16 protein-coding genes are annotated in these 18,849 nt (G+C 70.5%); 5 read left to right on the top strand and 11 right to left on the bottom strand.

All coding sequences use genetic code 11. The annotated features are described in order from the left end of the window. Positions 1 to 314, top strand: a 314-nt coding sequence (locus tag AC13HU_RS09935) for a substrate-binding domain-containing protein (protein WP_483041418.1), incomplete at its 5' end; no start/stop codon positions are given. 148 nt (positions 315 to 462) lie between these two features. Here AC13HU_RS09935 and prcA read toward each other — a convergent pair. The 5 genes from prcA to arc form a co-directional block, all read right to left on the bottom strand. Next, positions 463 to 1,212: a proteasome subunit alpha gene (prcA, locus tag AC13HU_RS09930; protein WP_483041417.1), complete on the bottom strand. Its 750-nt coding sequence runs from the start codon at positions 1,210 to 1,212 to the stop codon at positions 463 to 465. An 81-nt stretch (positions 1,213 to 1,293) separates the two neighbouring features. Next, positions 1,294 to 2,139 (bottom strand): proteasome subunit beta, encoded by an 846-nt coding sequence (prcB, locus tag AC13HU_RS09925; protein WP_483041416.1) that lies wholly within the window; start codon positions 2,137 to 2,139, stop codon positions 1,294 to 1,296. Positions 2,140 to 2,247: 108 nt separating this feature from the next. Further along, complete coding sequence (locus tag AC13HU_RS09920; RefSeq protein ID WP_483041415.1) at positions 2,248 to 2,466, bottom strand: ubiquitin-like protein Pup; 219 nt, start codon at positions 2,464 to 2,466, stop codon at positions 2,248 to 2,250. A gap of 132 nt (positions 2,467 to 2,598) precedes the next feature. After that, entirely contained in the window at positions 2,599 to 4,110 is a 1,512-nt protein-coding gene (gene dop / locus AC13HU_RS09915; protein ID WP_483041414.1) for a depupylase/deamidase Dop, read from the bottom strand. 93 nt (positions 4,111 to 4,203) lie between these two features. Next, positions 4,204 to 5,970: a proteasome ATPase gene (arc, locus tag AC13HU_RS09910; protein WP_483041413.1), complete on the bottom strand. Its 1,767-nt coding sequence runs from the start codon at positions 5,968 to 5,970 to the stop codon at positions 4,204 to 4,206. A 250-nt stretch (positions 5,971 to 6,220) separates the two neighbouring features. Between arc and AC13HU_RS09905 the strand changes: the two genes are divergently transcribed. Further along, positions 6,221 to 6,523: a ferredoxin gene (locus AC13HU_RS09905; RefSeq protein ID WP_483041412.1), complete on the top strand. Its 303-nt coding sequence runs from the start codon at positions 6,221 to 6,223 to the stop codon at positions 6,521 to 6,523. Positions 6,524 to 6,568: 45 nt separating this feature from the next. On the opposite strand, the gene AC13HU_RS09900 is transcribed toward AC13HU_RS09905, so the two are convergent. From AC13HU_RS09900 to AC13HU_RS09890, 3 genes are all read right to left on the bottom strand, one after another. Then, positions 6,569 to 7,150: a hypothetical protein gene (locus tag AC13HU_RS09900; RefSeq protein WP_483041411.1), complete on the bottom strand. Its 582-nt coding sequence runs from the start codon at positions 7,148 to 7,150 to the stop codon at positions 6,569 to 6,571. Between the two features lie 267 nt (positions 7,151 to 7,417). Next, a complete protein-coding gene (locus AC13HU_RS09895; protein WP_483041410.1) occupies positions 7,418 to 8,329 on the bottom strand; it encodes a tRNA (adenine-N1)-methyltransferase in 912 nt (303 codons plus the stop codon). Positions 8,330 to 8,409: 80 nt separating this feature from the next. Continuing rightward, positions 8,410 to 9,630: a site-2 protease family protein gene (locus AC13HU_RS09890; protein ID WP_483041409.1), complete on the bottom strand. Its 1,221-nt coding sequence runs from the start codon at positions 9,628 to 9,630 to the stop codon at positions 8,410 to 8,412. Between the two features lie 133 nt (positions 9,631 to 9,763). Between AC13HU_RS09890 and AC13HU_RS09885 the strand changes: the two genes are divergently transcribed. Continuing rightward, a complete protein-coding gene (locus AC13HU_RS09885) occupies positions 9,764 to 10,786 on the top strand; it encodes a RecB family exonuclease (RefSeq protein WP_483041408.1) in 1,023 nt (340 codons plus the stop codon). 13 nt (positions 10,787 to 10,799) lie between these two features. After that, entirely contained in the window at positions 10,800 to 11,471 is a 672-nt protein-coding gene (locus AC13HU_RS09880) for a response regulator (RefSeq protein WP_483041407.1), read from the top strand. Between the two features lie 94 nt (positions 11,472 to 11,565). Here AC13HU_RS09880 and AC13HU_RS09875 read toward each other — a convergent pair whose 3' ends face one another. The 3 genes from AC13HU_RS09875 to metH form a co-directional block, all read right to left on the bottom strand. Then, positions 11,566 to 13,164, bottom strand: a complete 1,599-nt coding sequence (locus AC13HU_RS09875; RefSeq protein WP_483041406.1) for an ABC transporter substrate-binding protein — start codon at positions 13,162 to 13,164, stop codon at positions 11,566 to 11,568. Positions 13,165 to 13,376: 212 nt separating this feature from the next. Beyond that, positions 13,377 to 14,081 carry an HAD family hydrolase gene (locus AC13HU_RS09870; protein WP_483041405.1) on the bottom strand — a complete coding sequence of 235 codons (705 nt, stop codon included), beginning with the start codon at positions 14,079 to 14,081 and terminating at the stop codon, positions 13,377 to 13,379. Positions 14,082 to 14,222: 141 nt separating this feature from the next. Continuing rightward, the gene (gene metH, locus AC13HU_RS09865; protein WP_483041419.1) at positions 14,223 to 17,747 is read right to left on the bottom strand and encodes a methionine synthase; all 3,525 of its coding nucleotides are present in this window, start codon (positions 17,745 to 17,747) and stop codon (positions 14,223 to 14,225) included. Between the two features lie 293 nt (positions 17,748 to 18,040). Between metH and AC13HU_RS09860 the strand changes: the two genes are divergently transcribed. Next, positions 18,041 to 18,805 carry an IclR family transcriptional regulator gene (locus tag AC13HU_RS09860; RefSeq protein WP_483041404.1) on the top strand — a complete coding sequence of 255 codons (765 nt, stop codon included), beginning with the start codon at positions 18,041 to 18,043 and terminating at the stop codon, positions 18,803 to 18,805. Positions 18,806 to 18,849: the final 44 nt, after the last annotated feature.

The raw sequence follows: 18,849 nt of genomic DNA, 5'->3' as shown, positions 1-18,849 counted from the left end.
TGCGCGCCCTCACCTCCCCCGGCCCCCGCCCCACCGCACTCCTCTGCGACGGCGACATCCTCGCCGCGGGCGCCTGCAAAGCCGCCCGCGGCCTCGGACTCACGGTGCCCGACGACATCTCCGTCTCCGGCTTCGACGACCTGGCACTGGCGACCGCCCTCGACCCGGAGCTCACCACGGTCCGGCTCCCCGCGGAGGATGTCGGTGCCCGCGGAATGTCGGCGCTCCTGGCGGCGCTCGACGGGAGCACGGTTCCTCCGGCGGAGCTTCCGGTCCAGCTTGTGGTCCGGGGTTCTACGGGATCTGCGCCGTAGGGGTTCGCCGCCGTACCCGGCCGCAGCACCATCGTGACTGGTCGCGCAGTTCTCCCCCAGAGCTTCGCCTGGGAGGCGCCCCCGGCCGCCGCGGACCGCAAGGTCCCGCAACTCAGCGGACGGGGCACCCTGGAGGGTCAGGGGCGCCCTACTCCTCCTCGTCGGAAGGCTCGTCCGTCTTCGTGGTGGCCGCGCTCTCGGTTTCGAGCAGCCGGGACAGCTGACGCCCCAGAATCCGCTTGAACTTCCGCTGCTGCGGCCGGGTCCGATCGAGCACCGCGACTTCGAGCTGCTCGGCGGTGAGCTGCCGGTCGCTGCCGCCGTTGGAGTCCCGCCCGAGCGACTCGACGGCCAGCGCCAGCGCCTCCGCCAGGGTCATCCCGTCCCGGTGCCGCTGGTCGAGGTAGCTGCCGATCTGGTCGGAGTTCCCGCCGACGGCGACCGCGCCGTGCTCGTCGACGATGGAGCCGTCGTGCGGCAGGCGGTAGATCTGGTCGTCCTCGGGGGCGGCGCCCACCTCGGCGACGATCAGCTCCACTTCGTACGGCTTCTCGCCGACGCTGGAGAAGATGGTGCCGAGGGTCTGGGCGTAGACGTTGGCGAGGCCGCGGGCGGTGACATCGTGCCGGTCGTAGGTGTATCCGCGCAGGTCGGCGTAGCGGACGCCGCCGATCCGCAGGTTCTCGAACTCGTTGTACTTGCCGACGGCGGCGAAGGCGATCCGGTCGTAGATCTCGCTGACCTTGTGCAGCGCGCGGGACGGGTTCTCGGCGACGAACACGATGCCGTCGGTGTACTGGAGGACGACGACGCTACGGCCGCGCGCGATGCCCTTGCGGGCGTACTCCGCGCGGTCCGCCATTGCCTGCTGGGGCGAAACGTAAAACGGCGTGGACACCGGCTCAACCGTGCCTTTCTGCTGTCGTCGGCGCTGCTGGGTTGCTCAGGGAACGCGGGAAGCGCGGTGGGTGAACGGGAGTCACAGCACCTCGGCCTGCGGGCCGTCGGGGTGTTCGAGCCGGCCGTCGAGCACCGAGCGGGCGATGGCCGCGACGTCGGCTTCGGCGAGCCTGCGGAAGCCGTCCTCGGTGATGACGGTGACGATCGGGTAGATCCGCCGGGTCAGGTCGGGGCCGCCGGTGGCCGAGTCGTCGTCGGCCGCGTCGTAGAGCGCCTGGATGACGGCGGTGACGGTCTGCTGCTCGGTCAGGTCCTTGCGGTAGAGCTTCTTCAGCGCGCCGCGGGCGAAGACCGATCCGGAGCCGGTGGAGGCGAAGTTCGCCTCCTCGCTGCGGCCGCCGGTGACGTCGTAGGAGAAGATCCGGCCCCTGGCGCGGTCCGTGTCGTAGCCGGCGAAGAGCGGGACCACGGCGAGGCCCTGCATGGCCATCGCGAGGTTGCCGCGGATCATGGTGGACAGGCGGTTGGCCTTGCCCTCCAGGGAGAGGGTGGCGCCCTCGATCTTCTCGTAGTGCTCCAGCTCCAGTTGGAAGAGCTTGACCATCTCGACCGCGAGGCCGGCGGTGCCGGCGATGCCGACCGCGGAGAACTCGTCGGCCGGGAAGACCTTTTCGATGTCGCGCTGGGCGATGACGTTGCCCATGGTGGCGCGGCGGTCACCGGCCAGCACGACGCCGGAGTCGAAGACGGCGGCCACGATGGTGGTGCCGTGCGGCAGTTCGACCACCCCCTTGACCGCGGGCAGCGTGCGGTTGCCCGGCAGCAGCTCGGGCGAGTGCTCACCGAGGAAGTCGAGGAACGACGACGAGCCGGGCGTCAGGAAGGCAGCCGGCAGATGCCCGGGCTTACGAGTGTTGGCTTCCACGCGATTCCTTCCACACGATCATGGTGTTTGCTACGGACCCTACCCATGGGCCCCGCGTCCATCCGCCCCGCGGTCCATGGGGCGCGGGGCGGATGGACGGGTGAGCGGCTACTGGCCGCCCTTCTGGACGAAAGAGCGCACGAAGTCCTCGGCGTTCTCCTCCAGGACGTCGTCGATCTCGTCGAGAACCGAGTCCACGTCGTCCGAAAGCTTCTCGTGGCGTTCCTTGAGGTCTTCGGCGGCCTGGTTGTCCTCCTGGACCTCCTCGACCTCGTCCGTGGAACGCGTAGCCCGCTGCTGTCCGCCGTCGGTGTCCTTGGTAGCCATGTCCCTCACCCCGCTCGGTTGCGTGCGTACAAGATCAGACCCTACAAGGAGGGTCCGACTACGGCCCTCGAATACGACAACGTCCGAGTGCTACGGACTTGATTCCCGGTTCTGGACCGTTTCAGCCGCGGATCAGCCGCCGGACAGGATGCGGACCAGCTCCTCGGCCGTACGGCAGCGGTCCAGCAGCGCTTTCACATGGTTGCGGGTGCCGCGCAGGGGCTCGAGGGTGGGAACGCGTTGCAGGGAGTCGTAGCCCGGCAGGTCGAAGATCACCGAGTCCCAGGACGCGGCGGCCACGTCGTCGGCGTACTGCTCCAGGCAGCGGCCGCGGAAATAGGCCCTGGTGTCCTCCGGCGGCCGCTGTACGGCCCGCAGCACCTCCTCCTCGGTCAGCAGCCGCTTGATCCGGCCGCGGGCCGCCAGGCGGTTGTACAGGCCCTTGTCGGGGCGCACGTCGGCGTACTGCAGGTCGACCAGGTGCAGGCGGGCGGCGTCCCAGTCCAGGCTGTCACGGCGCCGGTAGCCCTCCAGCAGCTCCAGCTTGGCCACCCAGTCCAGCTCGCCGGCCAGGCTCATCGCGTCGCTCTCCAGACGGCCCAGGACGTCCTCCCAGCGGGTGAGCACGTCCCTGGTCTGCTCGTCGACGTCGCTGCCGTACCGCTCCTCGACGTACTTGTGGGCGAGGTCGAAGTACTCCATCTGAAGTTGTACAGCGGTCAACTTCCGGCCGTTGCGGAGCGTGACGAGCTGTCGCAGCCCGGGATCGTGGGAGACCTCGTGCAGGGTCCGCACCGGCTGGTCCACCGCGAGGTCCACCTTGATGAACCCCTCCTCGATCATGGACAGCACCAGGGAGGTGGTGCCCAGCTTGAGGTAGGTGGAGATCTCCGACAGGTTGGCGTCGCCGATGATGACGTGCAGCCGGCGGTACTTCTCCGCGTCGGAGTGCGGCTCGTCGCGGGTGTTGATGATGGGGCGCTTGAGGGTGGTCTCCAGGCCGACCTCGACCTCGAAGTAGTCCGCGCGCTGGCTGAGCTGGAAGCCGTCGTCGTGGCCGTCCTGGCCGATGCCGACCCGGCCGGCGCCGGTGACCACCTGCCGGGAGACGAAGAACGGCGTCAGGTGCCGGACGATGTCCGAGAACGGGGTCTCCCGGCGCATCAGGTAGTTCTCGTGGGTGCCGTAGGAGGCGCCCTTGTTGTCGGTGTTGTTCTTGTACAGCAGGATCTGCTGGCCGCCGGGCAACTGCGCGGCGCGCACCGCCGCCTCGGCCATGATCCGCTCGCCGGCCTTGTCCCACAGCACCGCGTCGCGCGGGTTGGTGATCTCCGGCGAGGAGTACTCCGGATGGGCATGGTCGACGTAGAGCCGGGCGCCGTTGGTGAGGATCACGTTGGCGAGGCCGATGTCCTCGTCGGTGAGCTGGGTGGAGTCAGCCGCCTCCCGGGCGAGGTCGAAGCCGCGGGCGTCCCGCAGCGGGTTCTCCTCCTCGAAGTCCCAGCGGGCGCGCCGCGCCCGGTGCATCGCCGCCGCGTAGGCGTTGACGATCTGGGACGAGGTGAGCATGGCATTGGCGTTGGGGTGGCCGGGGACGGAGATGCCGTACTCCGTCTCGATGCCCATTACTCGCCGTACGGTCATGCGGCCCTCCTTGCCCTGCTCCGGCCCATCCGAGCCGAAAACACACCGGCTGCGGGTACCCGCTGGTCGGGACCCGCAGCCGGAGGGTAGTGCCTACAGATACTGTCCGGTGTTCGCCACGGTGTCGATGGAGCGTCCGGTGTCCGCCCCCTGCTTTCCGGTCACCAGGGTGCGGATGAAGACGATCCGCTCGCCCTTCTTACCGGAGATCCGCGCCCAGTCGTCGGGGTTGGTGGTGTTCGGCAGGTCCTCGTTCTCCTTGAACTCGTCGACACAGGCGGCGAGCAGGTGGTTGACGCGGAGCCCGCGCTGGTCGTGGTCGAGGAAGTCCTTGATCGCCATCTTCTTCGCCCGGTCCACGATGTTCTGGATCATCGCTCCGGAGTTGAAGTCCTTGAAGTACAGGACCTCCTTGTCACCGTTGGCATAGGTGACCTCCAGGAAGCGGTTCTCCTCGGTCTCGGAGTACATCCGCTCGACCACCGACTGGATCATGGCGTCCACGGTGCCGGCCGGGGACTGGCCGTGCTCGGCCAGGTCGTCGGAGTGCAGCGGGAGGGTGTCGACGAGGTACTTGGTGAAGATGTCCTTGGCCGCCTCGGCGTCCGGACGCTCGATCTTGATCTTCACATCCAGGCGGCCGGGCCGCAGGATGGCGGGGTCGATCATGTCCTCGCGGTTGGACGCGCCGATCACGATGACGTTCTCCAGGCCCTCGACGCCGTCGATCTCGGCGAGGAGCTGGGGGACGATGGTGTTCTCCACGTCGGAGCTGACGCCGGAGCCGCGGGTGCGGAAGAGGGACTCCATCTCGTCGAAGAAGACGATGACGGGGGTGCCCTCGGATGCCTTCTCCCGGGCCCGCTGGAAGACCAGGCGGATCTGCCGCTCGGTCTCGCCCACGTACTTGTTGAGCAGTTCGGGGCCCTTGATGTTCAGGAAGTAGCTCTTGCCCTGCGGCCGGCCGGTGACCTCGGCGACCTTCTTGGCCAGCGAGTTGGCGACCGCCTTGGCGATGAGCGTCTTGCCGCAGCCCGGCGGGCCGTACAGCAGCACGCCCTTGGGCGGCCGCAGTTCGTACTCCTTGAAGAGGTCGGCGTGCAGGTAGGGCAGTTCGACCGCGTCGCGGATCTGCTCGATCTGGTTGCCGAGGCCGCCGATCTGCCGGTAGTCGATGTCGGGGACCTCTTCGAGGACCAGTTCCTCGACCTCGCTCTTGGGCACGCGTTCGTAGACGTATCCCGAGCGGGGTTCGAGCAGCAGCGCGTCGCCGGTGCGCAGAGTGCCGTCGAGGAGTGGCTCGGCGAGCCGGACCACGCGCTCCTCGTCGGTGTGCCCGATCACCAGGGCGCGCTCGCCGTCCTCAAGGATCTCCTTGAGGGTGACGATGTCACCGACCAGCTCGAACTCCATCGCCTCGACCACGTTCAGCGCCTCGTTGAGCATCAGCTCCTGGCCGCGCTTGACGTCGTCGAGTTCGACGGACGGGCTGACGTTGACCCGCAGTTTGCGGCCGCCGGTGAAGATGTCGGCGGTGCCGTCCTCGTTGGCCTGCAGGAACACTCCGAAGCCGGCCGGCGGCTGCGCGAGCCGGTCGACCTCCTCCTTGAGGGCCACGATCTGGTCGCGGGCCTCGCGGAGCGTGTTCGCAAGCCGTTCGTTCTGCGCGGAGACGCCCGCCAGGTTGGTCTGCAACTCGACGATCCTCTCCTCGAGAATCCTCGTGTGCCGCGGAGAGTCGGCGAGCTTGCGTCGCAGGACGGCGATCTCCTGCTCAAGAAAGGCGACCTGGCTCATGGGGTCTTCCGAACCACGAGCGGGTCGGCCGCCACGGTTGAATTCGTCGTCGTGGGCCGCCACGGTCCTCACCTCCTCCAAGGGGAGCTGGACGTTCCCAGACCCTACCTGGGCTGGTAGGGGTTGAAACCCCTAGATCACAAAGACGATCGCGGTGTGTCCGATCTTCACCCTTGCGTACGTCCCTTCGCCACTGAGATACCCGCCGATCTCCATCCGAAAGCTGCCGGTTGTATCGTCGTTTCGGTCAACAGCCGCCGGAGGCTGTTACTTCCCGATGATTCCCGAACGACGAACGGCAGGGATGGGTTCCGTGAGCGACAGCCAGGGCCAGGGCACAGTCGAGGCGCTTGAGGTCTGGATCGACCAGGACCTGTGTACGGGCGACGGGATCTGCGTCCAGTACGCGCCCGAGGTGTTCGAGTTGGACATCGACGGCCTCGCGTACGTCAAGGGCTCGGACGACGAACTGCGCCAGTCCCCTGGCGCCACCGTGCCCGTACCCCTGCCGCTGCTGACGGATGTCGTGGACTCGGTCAAGGAGTGCCCGGGAGAGTGCATCCATGTACGGCGGGCCGCCGACCAGGTCGAGGTGTACGGCCCGGCGGCCGACTGAGCGGCGGCCGGACCCGGAAGGGGCCGGCGGCGGGACGGGCCCGGATCAGATGGCGTTGGACGCCGGGCCGGGCAGCGCCACGTAGCGGCCGTCGCGCCATTCCCAGGTGTAGGCGCGCTTCATGTCGGGGCAGCAGCGCGGGGTGCTGTCGCTGGAGAAGCCGAGCACGGTGGCCTTGACGCTGTCGCCGTCGAGCCGGAAGTCGGAGATCTGCCGGTCGTCCTTGGGGTTGACCAGGGTGACCGCGATCTTGGGGGCACCGCCCGGGTGGGCGGGCGCGGACAGCACGTACACGCCGCTGGGCGGGGTGCCGGTGTCGGAGTGGCAGCGGACCACCACGGCGGTCTCGGGCCGCCCGTCGCCGTCGAAGTCGGCGGAGACATGCGAGATCACGTCGACCTTGGCGCCGGGGACGCAGGTCAGCGGGTAGGTCACGGCGTGCGCGTCCGGCGCGGCCACCGGCGGTCCGGACGGCGCCGGCGGTTTGCCGTCGGCCTTGGGGCTGGCGTCGGCGGGCTGCACCAGCGCCACGGCCGCGACCACGGCACCCAGGGTCGCGGCGGTGGTGATCCAGTGCACCGCGCGGCTGTGCGTGTGCGGGAGGGCCGGACCTGCGGAGGGCTGCACTCGCCTGACTCCTGGGGGTTTCTGGTCTGCGGGGGTGGCCAGCATGGTGCCACACGTCACATCGGCGCGGAACGGCGGGGCCCGGCCCCGGGCGACCTCGTGGCGGTACGTGCGACGGCGGCCGGGTGCCGGGTGCCGGGTGCGTTGCCGCGGCGGGTCGCCACGGCCGGAAGACGCAGCGCGCCGCCGCCGGCGTCCGGATGGACAAACCAGCGGCGGCGCTGCGAAGTTGGCCGAAAACGGACCCGGATCCTACGACCTGGGTCGTTACTCCCCGGACTCGGCTGCGCCGCTCCCGCTGCCCGGCCCGGTGTAGTCCTCGCCGTAGGCGCCCTTGGCGGGGCGGCGACGGCGCAACGGCGGCTCGACACCGTCGGCGAGACGGCGGGCGGTGAGCAGGAAGCCGGTGTGGCCGATCATCCGGTGGTCCGGACGTACCGCGAGTCCCTCGACGTGCCAGGTGCGGACCATCGACTCCCAGGCGGCCGGCTCGTTGAACGTGCCGTGCTCGCGGATCGCCTCCACGGTGCGGGCGAGCTGGGTGGTGGTGGCCACGTAGGCGCACAGGATGCCGCCGGGCACCAGCGCCTTGGCGACGGGCTCCAGGCACTCCCAGGGGGCGAGCATGTCGAGGATGACCCGGTCGACGTCGGTGTCGGAGAGGTTGTCCTGGAGGTCGCCGACGGTGAGCTGCCAGGCCGGGTGCGGGCCGCCGAAGTAGCGCTCGACGTTCTGGGTGGCGATCTCGGCGAAGTCCGCGCGGCGTTCGTAGCTGTGCAGCATGCCTTGGTCGCCGATCGCGCGGAGCAGGAAGCTGCTCAGCGAGCCGGAGCCGACGCCTGCCTCGACCACCCGGGCCCCGGGGAAGATGTCGGCCATGGCCAGGATCTGCCCCGCGTCCTTGGGGTAGACCACGGCGGCGCCGCGGGGCATGGACAGGACGTAGTCGGGGAGCAGGGGGCGCAGCGCGAGGTAGGCGACGTTTCCCGTGGTCCGCACCACACTGCCCTCGGGGGCACCGATCAGCTCGTCGTGCGGGAAAGCGCCCTTGTGGGTGTGGAACTGCTTTCCGGCTTCGAGCGTGAACGTGTAGTGGCGTCCCTTGGGGTCGGTGAGCTGGACCTGGTCCCCGACTCTGAAAGGCCCGCGCCTGCGGGCTGCACCAGTCGGTTCGGACATGGAACCACCTTAGTGGCTGAGCGGAGTCCCCCCGGACGCCGCCTGCCGGTACGGCAGCCCGGAGGCGCACCGAGCCTCGCTCAGGCCGCCCGGGACATCGCGGCCACGAAGGCGCGCTCCACGTCCGCGGTGGACAGCACGCCGTAGATCTCGCCGGTGGGCTCGACCACGAGGTACTCGGTGGACGGGGTGGCGCGCAGGGTGTCGAGGAGTTCCTCGCCGGTGAGGTCGGCGGAGACCCGCATCCCGGGCCGGAGGTCGTTGGACAGGCCGCTGACCGCGACCCAGGGGCGCCGGTGCTCGGGCACCGAGATGATCGCCGACTCGCGGACGAGGGCGGTCGGGTCGCCCTTGCCGTCCACGACGACCAGGGCGCGGGCGCCGGCCTCGTTGGCGCGGCGCAGCGCCTCGGACAGCGGGGTGTCGGAGGAGACCGGAACAGCCCGTCGGGTGAGCGTGCGGGCCCGCAGGTCCGGCAGGCGCTCGCGCAGCCGGGCCATCCGCAGCCCGTTGCCCGCGCCGGTCCACATGATCGCGGCGAGGACCGCGGCGAGCAGCGCGTCGGTGAGGGAGTCCGCGCCGCTCTCCCCGCTGCCTCGGGCGTAGGAGAGCATCGGCAGCCCGATCAGGACGGCGAGGGCGAGCACCCGGCCGGCCCAGGCGGCGGCGACGGTGCCCTTCATGGGGTTGCCGCTGAACTTCCAGACCACGGCCCGCAGCATGCGGCCGCCGTCCAGCGGCAGCCCGGGCAGGAAGTTGAAGATCGCCACGATCAGGTTGCTGATCATCAGACCGGCGAGCAGCACCCCGGGGACCGTGCCGCGCTCGACCAGTTGCATCCCGCCGAAGAAGACGCCGGCGAGCACCAGCGACAGCAGCGGCCCGACGAAGGCGAGCATGAACTCGCGACCAGGGGTGTCGGAGTCCTTCTCGATCTCGGAGACGCCGCCGAAGAACTGGAGCTGGATACGGCGCACGGGCAGATCGAAGCGGAGCGCGGCCACGGTGTGGGCCAGTTCGTGGACGAGCACGGAGGCGTAGAAGGCGACCGCGAAGAAGAGCGACACGAGGTAGCGGACCCGGCCGAGTTCCGGCAGCACCGTGTCGAGCTGCCCGCCGAAGACCCAGGTGATCAGGGCGGCGACCAGGAACCAGCTCGGGGCGACGTAGATCGGGACGCCGAGGAACCGGCCCATCAGGATGCCGCCACCGGGATCCCTCGGCTGGTTCTCGGTGCCGTCGTCGCCACCTCGGCCCGGGGTGCGGGTGTTCTGGGACGGCGGACGGCCGCTCTCGCTCACTGGTTCCCCTTCTGAAAACAGACCCTCGCGCCGATCATGCGGCACGAGGGGCATCGCAGCCATGATATTGCCCCGCCGCGCGGGGCACACCGGCGCGTGTCCGTGTCGGTGCCAGGCCGTAAGGTCGTCTGCCATGGGGACCCCCACCGACAGCACCCGACCTCCCGACAGCGCGTCACCCGGCCCCGGCCCGCCCGACGGTGCGCCGCCCGGGCCCGGGCCCGGGCTGGTCCCGCCCGGGCGGACCTCTCCGGAGGCCGGACGGACCGCGCCGCAGAGCGGTCCCGGCGGCGCACCGCCGCGCCCGCCGGTGTCGCTCTCGCCGTCGCGGGCGGCGGACTTCATGCGCTGCCCGCTGCTGTACCGGCTGCGGGTGATCGACCGGTTGCCGGAGCAGCCGAGCGAGGCGGCGACCCGTGGCACCGTCGTACACGCGGTGCTGGAGCGGCTGTTCGACGCCCCGGCGGCGGAGCGCACGCCCGAGCGGGCCCGGGCGATGGTGCCCGGCGAGTGGCAGCGGCTGCTGGCGGCCCGCCCTGAACTGGCCGGGCTGTTCACCGCGGCCGAGGGCGCGCTCGACGCGGCGGCGTTGTCGGCGTGGCTGGAGAGCGCCGAGCGGCTGGTGGAGCGCTGGTTCACCCTGGAGGACCCGACCCGCCTGGAGCCCGCCGAGCGCGAGCTGTACGTGGAGACGGTGCTGGAGTCCGGCCTGACCCTGCGTGGTTACGTCGACCGGCTGGACGTGGCGCCGGCCACCGGGGACCTGCGGGTGGTGGACTACAAGACCGGCAAGGCCCCGCGCCCCGAGTACGCCGACGAGCCGCTCTTCCAGATGCGTTTCTACGCCCTGGTGCTGTGGCGGCTGCGCGGGGTGGTGCCGCGCCGGCTCCAGCTGGTCTACCTCGGCAGCGGCGACGTGCGGACCTACGACCCGTCGGAGGCCGATCTGCTGCGCACCGAACGGCGGCTGCTGGCGCTGTGGGAGGCGATCCAGGAGGCGACGGCCAGCGGTGACTGGCAGCCGCGGCGCACCCCGCTGTGCGGCTGGTGCGACCACCAGGCGCTGTGCCCGGAGTTCGGCGGAACTCCCCCGCCGTATCCTCTGGCGCGCATCGCCGGGGCCGGGTCCGCCGTGGGCGAGAATGGTCCGGTCTAGCTAAGGAGTACCCGTGGCGATCCGCGTCCTGTTGGTGGACGATCAGCCCCTGTTGCGCACCGGCTTCCGGATGATCCTGGAGGCCGAGCCGGAGCTGGCCGTGGTCGGTGAGGCCGGTGACGGCCAGCAAGCACTGGACCAGGTGCGGGCGTTGCAGCCCGACGTGGTGCTGATGGACATCCGCATGCCCCGGATGGACGGCGTCGAGGCGACCCGGCAGATCACCGGCCCGGACCGGTCGGGCCCGGCGAAGGTGCTGGTGCTGACCACCTTCGACCTGGACGAGTACGTCGTGGAGGCGCTGCGCGCCGGGGCCAGCGGCTTCCTGCTCAAGGACGCGCCGGCGGCCGAACTGGTGCAGGCGATCCGGGTGGTGGCCGCCGGCGAGGCGATGCTCGCGCCGAGCATCACCCGGCGGCTGCTGGACAAGTACGCGGGCCGGCTGCCGTCGGGCGAGGAGTCGGTGCCGCAGCCCCTGCACACGCTGACCGAGCGCGAGGTCGAGGTGCTCAAACTGGTCGCCCGCGGCCTGTCGAACGCGGAGATCGCCGCGGAGCTGTTCGTCAGCGAGACGACGGTGAAGACGCACGTCGGCCATGTGCTGACCAAGCTCGGCCTGCGCGACCGGGTGCAGGCGGCGGTGTACGCGTACGAGAGCGGCCTGGTGCGGCCCGGCGCGAGCTGATCTCCGGCGCCGGTCCCCCGCACTCACGCGTACGCCCCCGCGCGGGCCCTGCCGGGCTCGACGCGGGGGCGTACGCCGTGCGGCGGGGGGGCGGTCAGCCGGAGGCGCCGCGGCCCAGTTCCCAGAACTGCGTGGTGGTCGAGGCGTTGAGCGCCCACTCCGCGCCGGTGATGTCGTTGCGGGCGGCGACGTACTGGTTCGCCTGCCACAGCGGGAGCAACGGCACCTGCTCCGCGACGAGCTTCTGCGCCTCGCCGAACGCGTCGGTGGTGGCGCTGCGCTGGGCCTGGCGGCGGGTCTCCGGCAGGATCGTGTTCCGGATCTCCGTCAGGTTGTACGGCAGCGGGATGAACGTTTCCTTGTCGAAGAACGGGGCGATGTAGTTGTCCGGGTCCGGGAAGTCGGGCAGCCAGCTCAGCGCGAAGACCTGGTACTTGCCCTCACCGGCGGCCTTCAGGAAGGCGTTCCACTGCTCGGCCTCCACATGGACGTCGAAGAGCCCGGACGCGCCGAGCTGCTTCGCGATCGCCTCGGCCTCGGCCTTGTTCATGGTTCCGCCGTCGTCGCGGCGGAAGTTGATGGTCAGCGGCACCTTGCTGGTGATGCCGGCGTCCCTGAGCGTCTTTTGCGCGTTCTTGACGCTGGGCTCGCCGTAGGTGTCGTAGAACGAGTTGATGTGAGTGGTGATGCCCGCCGGGACGACCGAGTACAGCGGCACCGCGGTGCGCAGGTACACGTCGCGGGTGATCGCCTGACGGTCGATGAGCTGGGCCATCGCCTGGCGGACCGCGACCTTCTTCAGCGACGACGCGTCGGTGTTGAGGAACAGGTAGCGGGCCTCGCCGCCGGAGGACTCGGTGAGCTTGAAGTCCGGGTCGGGGTTGCTCTGCAACTGCTGGATCTGCTCCGGGGACAGCTGCCGGTTCACCACGTCCAGCTGACCGGACTTGATCGCGGACTCCATCTTGTTGGAGTCCGCGAACATCTTGAGCGTGACGGCGCTGTTGTGCATCTTCAGCGTGCCGTCGTAGTGCGAGTTCTTGGAGAACACGGCCTGCTTGCCGGCGGACCAGGAGTCCAGCTTGTACGGGCCGGACCCGACCAGCCGCCAGCCGGTGTACGGCTTGGCCGCCGGGTACACGGTGCTGTCCACGATCGCGGCGGCCGGGGTGGCGAGCTTCGCCGGGAACGTCGCGTCGGGGTGCTTGAGGTGGAAGACCACGGTCTCCGGGTCGGGCGCGTCCACGCTCTTGACGTCGGATATCAGCGACGAGGGGCCGTCTGCCCAGTGGATCTTCTGCATCCGGTCGACGGAGAACTTCACGTCGGCGGAGGTGAGGTTCCGGCCGGTGGAGAACTTCTCGCCGTCCCGCATCGTGCACTGGTACGTCAGCCCCGAAGTGCCGGCGTAGTGGCACTCCTTGGCGGCGTCGGGGGTCGGCGTGGTGCTGCCGCGCTGGTAGGTCAGCAGCATCTGGAACGTGTTGTAGAACACGTTCCAGGTCGCGCTGTCGTACGACGTGGCCGGGTCGAGCGGTGCCGGGTTGTCCTTGGTCAGCTCGATACTGTCGGTAGTACCGACGACGATGGGTTTGCCACTGCCGCCACTGCCGCCGCCGGAACTGCCGCACCCTGTGATCGCGGGTGCCAACGCGCCGAGCAGGGCCGGCAGCACCAGAAGCTTGCGGTTCATCGTTGGTCGTTTCTCCTCTTGCGCATGGGCCGGGGGGCTCGTGACGCGCCCATAAGGCCGAACAAGGCCGCCCGCGCACCCGGATCGCGGGTGTACGGGCTGGAGGCAGCGCGGGGCACGCTGGGGCGACGATACCGAGGCTGCCGGTGATCAGCACCAACGGGTGGCCAAAGTTGGCGGTCCCGACGAGAGGAACCGCCGCGGCGGCACACTCAGTGAATGGCCGTGCGCAAAGAGCGTAGAAAAGGGACGTTCAGGTCCTCCAGCGACCGGACGACGGTGCGTCCCGGCGCGGGCGGGATCGGCACCACCGAGGGCACCGCGACCACCCGGCAGCCGGCCGCCTCCGCGGACGCGACCCCGGTGAGGGTGTCCTCGACGACCACGCAGTGTGCCGGGTCCGTGCCGAGCCGGGCGGCGGCGGCCAGATACGGGTCGGGGTGCGGCTTGGTGCGGCCGATCTCGTCGCCGGCCAGCGTGAAGGCGAAGTGCTCGGGACCGAGCGAGCGCAGCATGACGTCGATGGTGCGGCGGTGCGAGGCGGACACCAGCGCGGTGGGCACGGCGTGCGCGGCCAGCTCGGTCAGCAGCCGCCGGGCGCCGGGCATCAGCGGCGCGCCGCGGGCGACCAGGTGCTCGAAGCGGCTGTTGATGGCGGTCATCAGCTCGGCCGGCGGCGCGGTGGTGCCGGTGACGTCGATCAGGTGGCCCACGCTGCGGGCCATCGGGCCGCCGACCACCACCGAGCGGTGCACCTCGTCCAGCACATGGCCGAGGTCCGCGAAGACCTCGGACTCGGCCGCCCACCACAGGCCCTCGGTGTCCACCAGGGTGCCGTCCAGGTCCAGGAGCACGGCCCAGGGCCCGTCGGGCCCCTTCGCCGCTCGGGTGTCGGCGACCGGGATGATGCTGGTCATAGGCCCCACTCCTCGCTTCTGGGGGACACAGAGGCCGGTCGCCGCACCCCGCTGACATCGCGGGGAGGCGACCGGCCTCTGCCGGACCGTCTAGTCTACGTCGGGCCGTTGCGGACCGCTGAACGACAGATGAACCGCTGGTCAGCGGGCGTTGAAGTACTTCGCCTCGGGGTGATGGATGATGATCGCGTCGGTGGACTGCTCGGGGTGGAGCTGGAACTCCTCGGAGAGCTTGACGCCGATCCGCTCCGGCTCCAGCAGGTCGGCGATCTTGGCCCGGTCCTCCAGGTCGGGGCAGGCACCGTAACCCAGCGAGAAGCGGGCGCCGCGGTACTTCAGGTCGAACATGTCGGTGACGGCGGAGGGGTCCTCGCCGGCGTAGCCGAGTTCGGCCCTGACCCGGGCGTGCCAGTACTCGGCGAGCGCCTCGGCGAGCTGGACGGACAGGCCGTGCAGCTCCAGGTAGTCGCGGTAGGAGTCGGCGGCGAACAGCTCGTTGGCCGCCTCGGAGACGCGGTTGCCGACGGTGACCACCTGGAAGCCGACCACGTCGGTCTGACCGGAGTCCTCGGGGCGGAAGAAGTCGGCCAGGCACAGCCGCCGGCCGCGCCGCTGCCGAGGGAAGGTGAAGCGGGTGCGCTCGGTGCCGTCCTCGTGCAGCACGATCAGGTCGTCGCCCTTGGAGACGCACGGGAAGTAGCCGTAGGTGACGGCCGCTTCCAGCAGGTGCTCGGACTGGAGCCTGGTCAGCAGGCCGCGCAGCCGGGGCCGCCCCTCGGACTCGACCAGTTCCTCGTAGCTCGGGCCGTCGGCGCGGGACTGCTTCAGGCCCCACTGGCCCTTGAAGAGCGCGCCCTCGTCCAACCAGGAGGAGTAGTCGGCGAGCTGGATGCCCTTGACCACCCGGCTGCCCCAGAACGGCGGGGCCGGCACCGGGTTGTCGACGGCGACGTCGGAGCGGACCTGCCCGAGGTTGGGCTCTTCGGGCTGCTCGGGCTGCTCGCGCTTGGGCACCCGGCGGGCCTTCAGTTCCGGCAGCGCCGCGCCGGGCACCCCGCGCTTGACGCCGATCAGCGCGTCCATCAGCCGCAGCCCCTCGAAGGCGTCACGGGCGTAGCGGACCTCGCCGGCGTAGATCTCGTGCAGGTCCTGCTCGACGTAGGCGCGGGTGAGGGCGGCGCCGCCGAGGATCACCGGGTACTTCGCCGACAGGCCGCGCTGGTTGAGCTCCTCCAGGTTCTCCTTCATGATCACCGTGGACTTCACCAGCAGCCCGGACATGCCGATCACGTCGGCGCGGTTTTCCTGGGCGGCCTCCAGGATCGAGGAGACCGGCTGCTTGATGCCGAGGTTGACCACGTTGTAGCCGTTGTTCGACAGGATGATGTCGACCAGGTTCTTGCCGATGTCGTGCACGTCGCCCCGGACGGTGGCCAGCACAATCGTGCCCTTGCCCGCGTCCTCGCCGTCGGCGACCTTCTCCATGTGCGGTTCCAGGTACGCGACCGCGGTCTTCATCACCTCGGCGGACTGGAGCACGAACGGCAGCTGCATCTGGCCGGAGCCGAACAGCTCGCCGACCACCTTCATGCCCGCCAGCAGCGTGTCGTTGACGATGTCGAGGGCGGAGCGCTCGGCCAGCGCCTCGTCCAGGTCCGCGGACAGGCCGTTCTTCTCGCCGTCGATGATCCGGCGCTGCAACCGCTCGTCCAGCGGCAGCGCCATCAACTCCTCGGCGCGGCCGGCCTTCAGCGACTTGGAGTCGACGCCCTCGAACAGCTCCATCAGCTTCTGCAGCGGGTCGTACCCCTCGGCGCGCTTGTCGTAGACCAGGTCGTACGCGGCCTGGCGCTGCTCCTCGGGGATGCGGGCGATCGGCAGGATCTTGGCGGCGTGCACGATCGCGGAGTCCAGGCCGGCCTTGACGCACTCGTCGAGGAAGACCGAGTTGAGCGCGGTGCGGGCGGCCGGGTTGAGACCGAAGGAGATGTTCGACAGGCCCAGCGTGGTCTGCACGTCGGGGTGGCGGCGCTTGAGTTCGCGGATCGCCCCGATGGTGGCGATGCCGTCCTTGCGGGACTCCTCCTGACCGGTGCAGATGGTGAAGGTCAGGCAGTCGATAAGGATGTCGGACTCGTGGATGCCCCAGTTGCCGGTGAGGTCGGCGATCAGCCGCTCGGCGATCTCGACCTTCTTCTCGACGGTACGCGCCTGCCCCTCCTCGTCGATGGTCAGCGCGATCAGGGCGGCGCCGTGCTCGGCGGCCAGCGCGGTGACGCGGGCGAAGCGGGACTCGGGGCCGTCACCGTCCTCGTAGTTGACGGAGTTGAGCACCGCGCGGCCGCCGAGCTTCTCCAGCCCGGCCCGCAGCACGTCCACCTCGGTGGAGTCCAGCACGATCGGCAGGGTGGAGGCGGTGGCGAACCGGCCGGCGATCTCGGCCATGTCGGCGACGCCGTCGCGGCCGACGTAGTCCACGCAGACGTCGAGCAGGTGGGCGCCCTCGCGGATCTGGTCGCGGGCCATCTCCACGCAGTCCTCCCAGCGGCCCTCCAGCATCGCCTCGCGGAACTTCTTCGAGCCGTTGGCGTTGGTCCGCTCGCCGATCGCCAGGTACGAGGTGTCCTGGCGGAACGGCACGGTCTGGTAGAGGGAGGAGGCACCCGGCTCGGGACGCGGGTCGCGCGGCGCGATGTCGTGGCCGCCGATCCGGTCCACCAACTGGCGCAGGTGCTCGGGGGTGGTGCCGCAGCAGCCGCCGACCAGGGACAGGCCGTACTCCCGGGCGAACGTCTCGTGCGCGTCGGCGAGTTCGGACGGGGACAGCGGGTAGTGCGCGCCGTCCTTGGTCAGCACCGGGAGCCCTGCGTTGGGCATGCAGGTCAGCGGGATGCGGGAGTGGCGGGCGAGGTAGCGCAGGTGCTCGCTCATCTCGGCCGGGCCGGTGGAGCAGTTCAGGCCGATCAGGTCGATGCCGAGCGGTTCGAGCGCGGTCAGGGCGGCGCCGATCTCGGAGCCGAGCAGCATGGTGCCGGTGGTCTCCACGGCCACCGAGCAGATCAGCGGGACGTTCGCGCCGGCGGCGGCCATCGCGCGGCGCGAGCCGACCAGTGCGGCCTTGACCTGGAGCAGGTCCTGCATGGTCTCCACGACCAGGGCGTCGGCGCCGCCGGCGATCAGCCCGGCCGCGTTGGCCTGGTAGCCGTCGCGCAGGGTGGCGTAGTCGGTGTGGCCGAGGGTGGGCAGCTTGGTGCCGGGGCCGATCGAGCCGAGCACGAAGCGGCGGCGGCCGTCGGCGGCGAACCCGTCGGCGACCTCGCGGGCCAGCCGGGCGCCGGCCTCGGACAGCTCCTCGATCCGCTCGGGGATGTCGTACTCGGTCATCGCCGAGTGGTTGGCGCCGAAGGTGTTGGTCTCGACGCAGTCGACGCCGGCCTGGAAGTACGCCTCGTGGACGGAGCGGACGATGTCCGGGCGGGTGACGTTGAGGATCTCGTTGCAGCCCTCGAGCTGCTGGAAGTCGTCCAGCGTCGGGTCCTGCGCCTGGAGCATGGTGCCCATCGCGCCGTCGGCGACGACGATGCGGGAGGCCAGCGCGTCGCGGAACGCGGTGACCCGGGCCGCGTCGTACGCGGACGGGGCGTGACTGGACGAGGGGGACGGCATGGCCATGGACTGCTCCCTGAAGTGCGACGGCTGTCGGCTATGCGCTGCCGCGCCCAAAGACGCGGCACACACTCCGCCAGGGTAGCGGGCGCGGCCGGAAGGGCTCGGACGATTCCAGGTGGCGGACGGGTGGCCCCGGTGGGGTGTGGGCGCCGCTCTGCCATGATGAAGAATGATGAAGGTCGACATTGTCGACCCGGAGCATCATCGACCGTACCGTCCCCGGCCGCGCAGGCCGGCAACCCGTATCGGTCGGCGACCCGCACCGTCCCGTACTTCTTGGAGCGCCCGCCATGCCAGGTCCCATCCAGTCGCTGGAACGCGCCGCGGCGATCCTGCGGCTGCTGGCGGGCGGCGAGCGGCGGCTGGGGCTGTCGGACGTGGCGTCCTCGCTCGGCCTGGCCAAGGGCACCGCGCACGGCATCCTGCGCACCCTCCAGCAGGAGGGCTTCGTCGAGCAGGAGCCGGTGTCGGGGAAGTACCAGCTCGGCGCGGAGCTGCTGCGGCTGGGCAACAGCTTCCTCGACGTGCACGAGTTGCGGGCCCGCGCCCTGGTGTGGACCGACGACCTGGCCAGGTCGAGCGGCGAGGCCGCGTACCTGGGGGTGCTGCACCAGCAGGGCGTGCTGATCGTGCACCACGTCTTCCGGCCGGACGACAGCCGCCAGGTGCTGGAGGTCGGCGCCATGCAGCCGCTGCACAGCACCGCGCTCGGCAAGGTGCTGGCGGCGTACGACCCGGTCGCGCACAGCGAGGCGGCCGAGGGCGAGCGGGCCGCGCTGACCGGGCGCACGGTGACGTCCGCCGCGGACTTCGAGGCGGTGCTCGACCTGACCCGGGCCCGGGGGTGGGCCGCGGACCTGGAGGAGACCTGGGAGGGCGTGGCGTCGGTCGCCGCGCCCGTGCACGACCGGCGGCGGATGCCGGTGGGCGCGGTGGGCATCACCGGCGCGGTGGAACGGGTCTGCGACGAGAACGGCATCAGGCCGCAGCTGATCGCGGCGGTACGGGACTGCGCGCGGGCGGTCTCCCGCGACCTGGGCGCGGGGCGGTTCTGAGCGGGTGCCTCCGGCGGTTGCGCGGGGCGGTTCTGAGCGGGTGC

It is taken from the genome of Streptomyces sp. NH27 (assembly GCF_056859195.1).
This window is presented reverse-complemented; position numbering and strand designations above follow the sequence as displayed.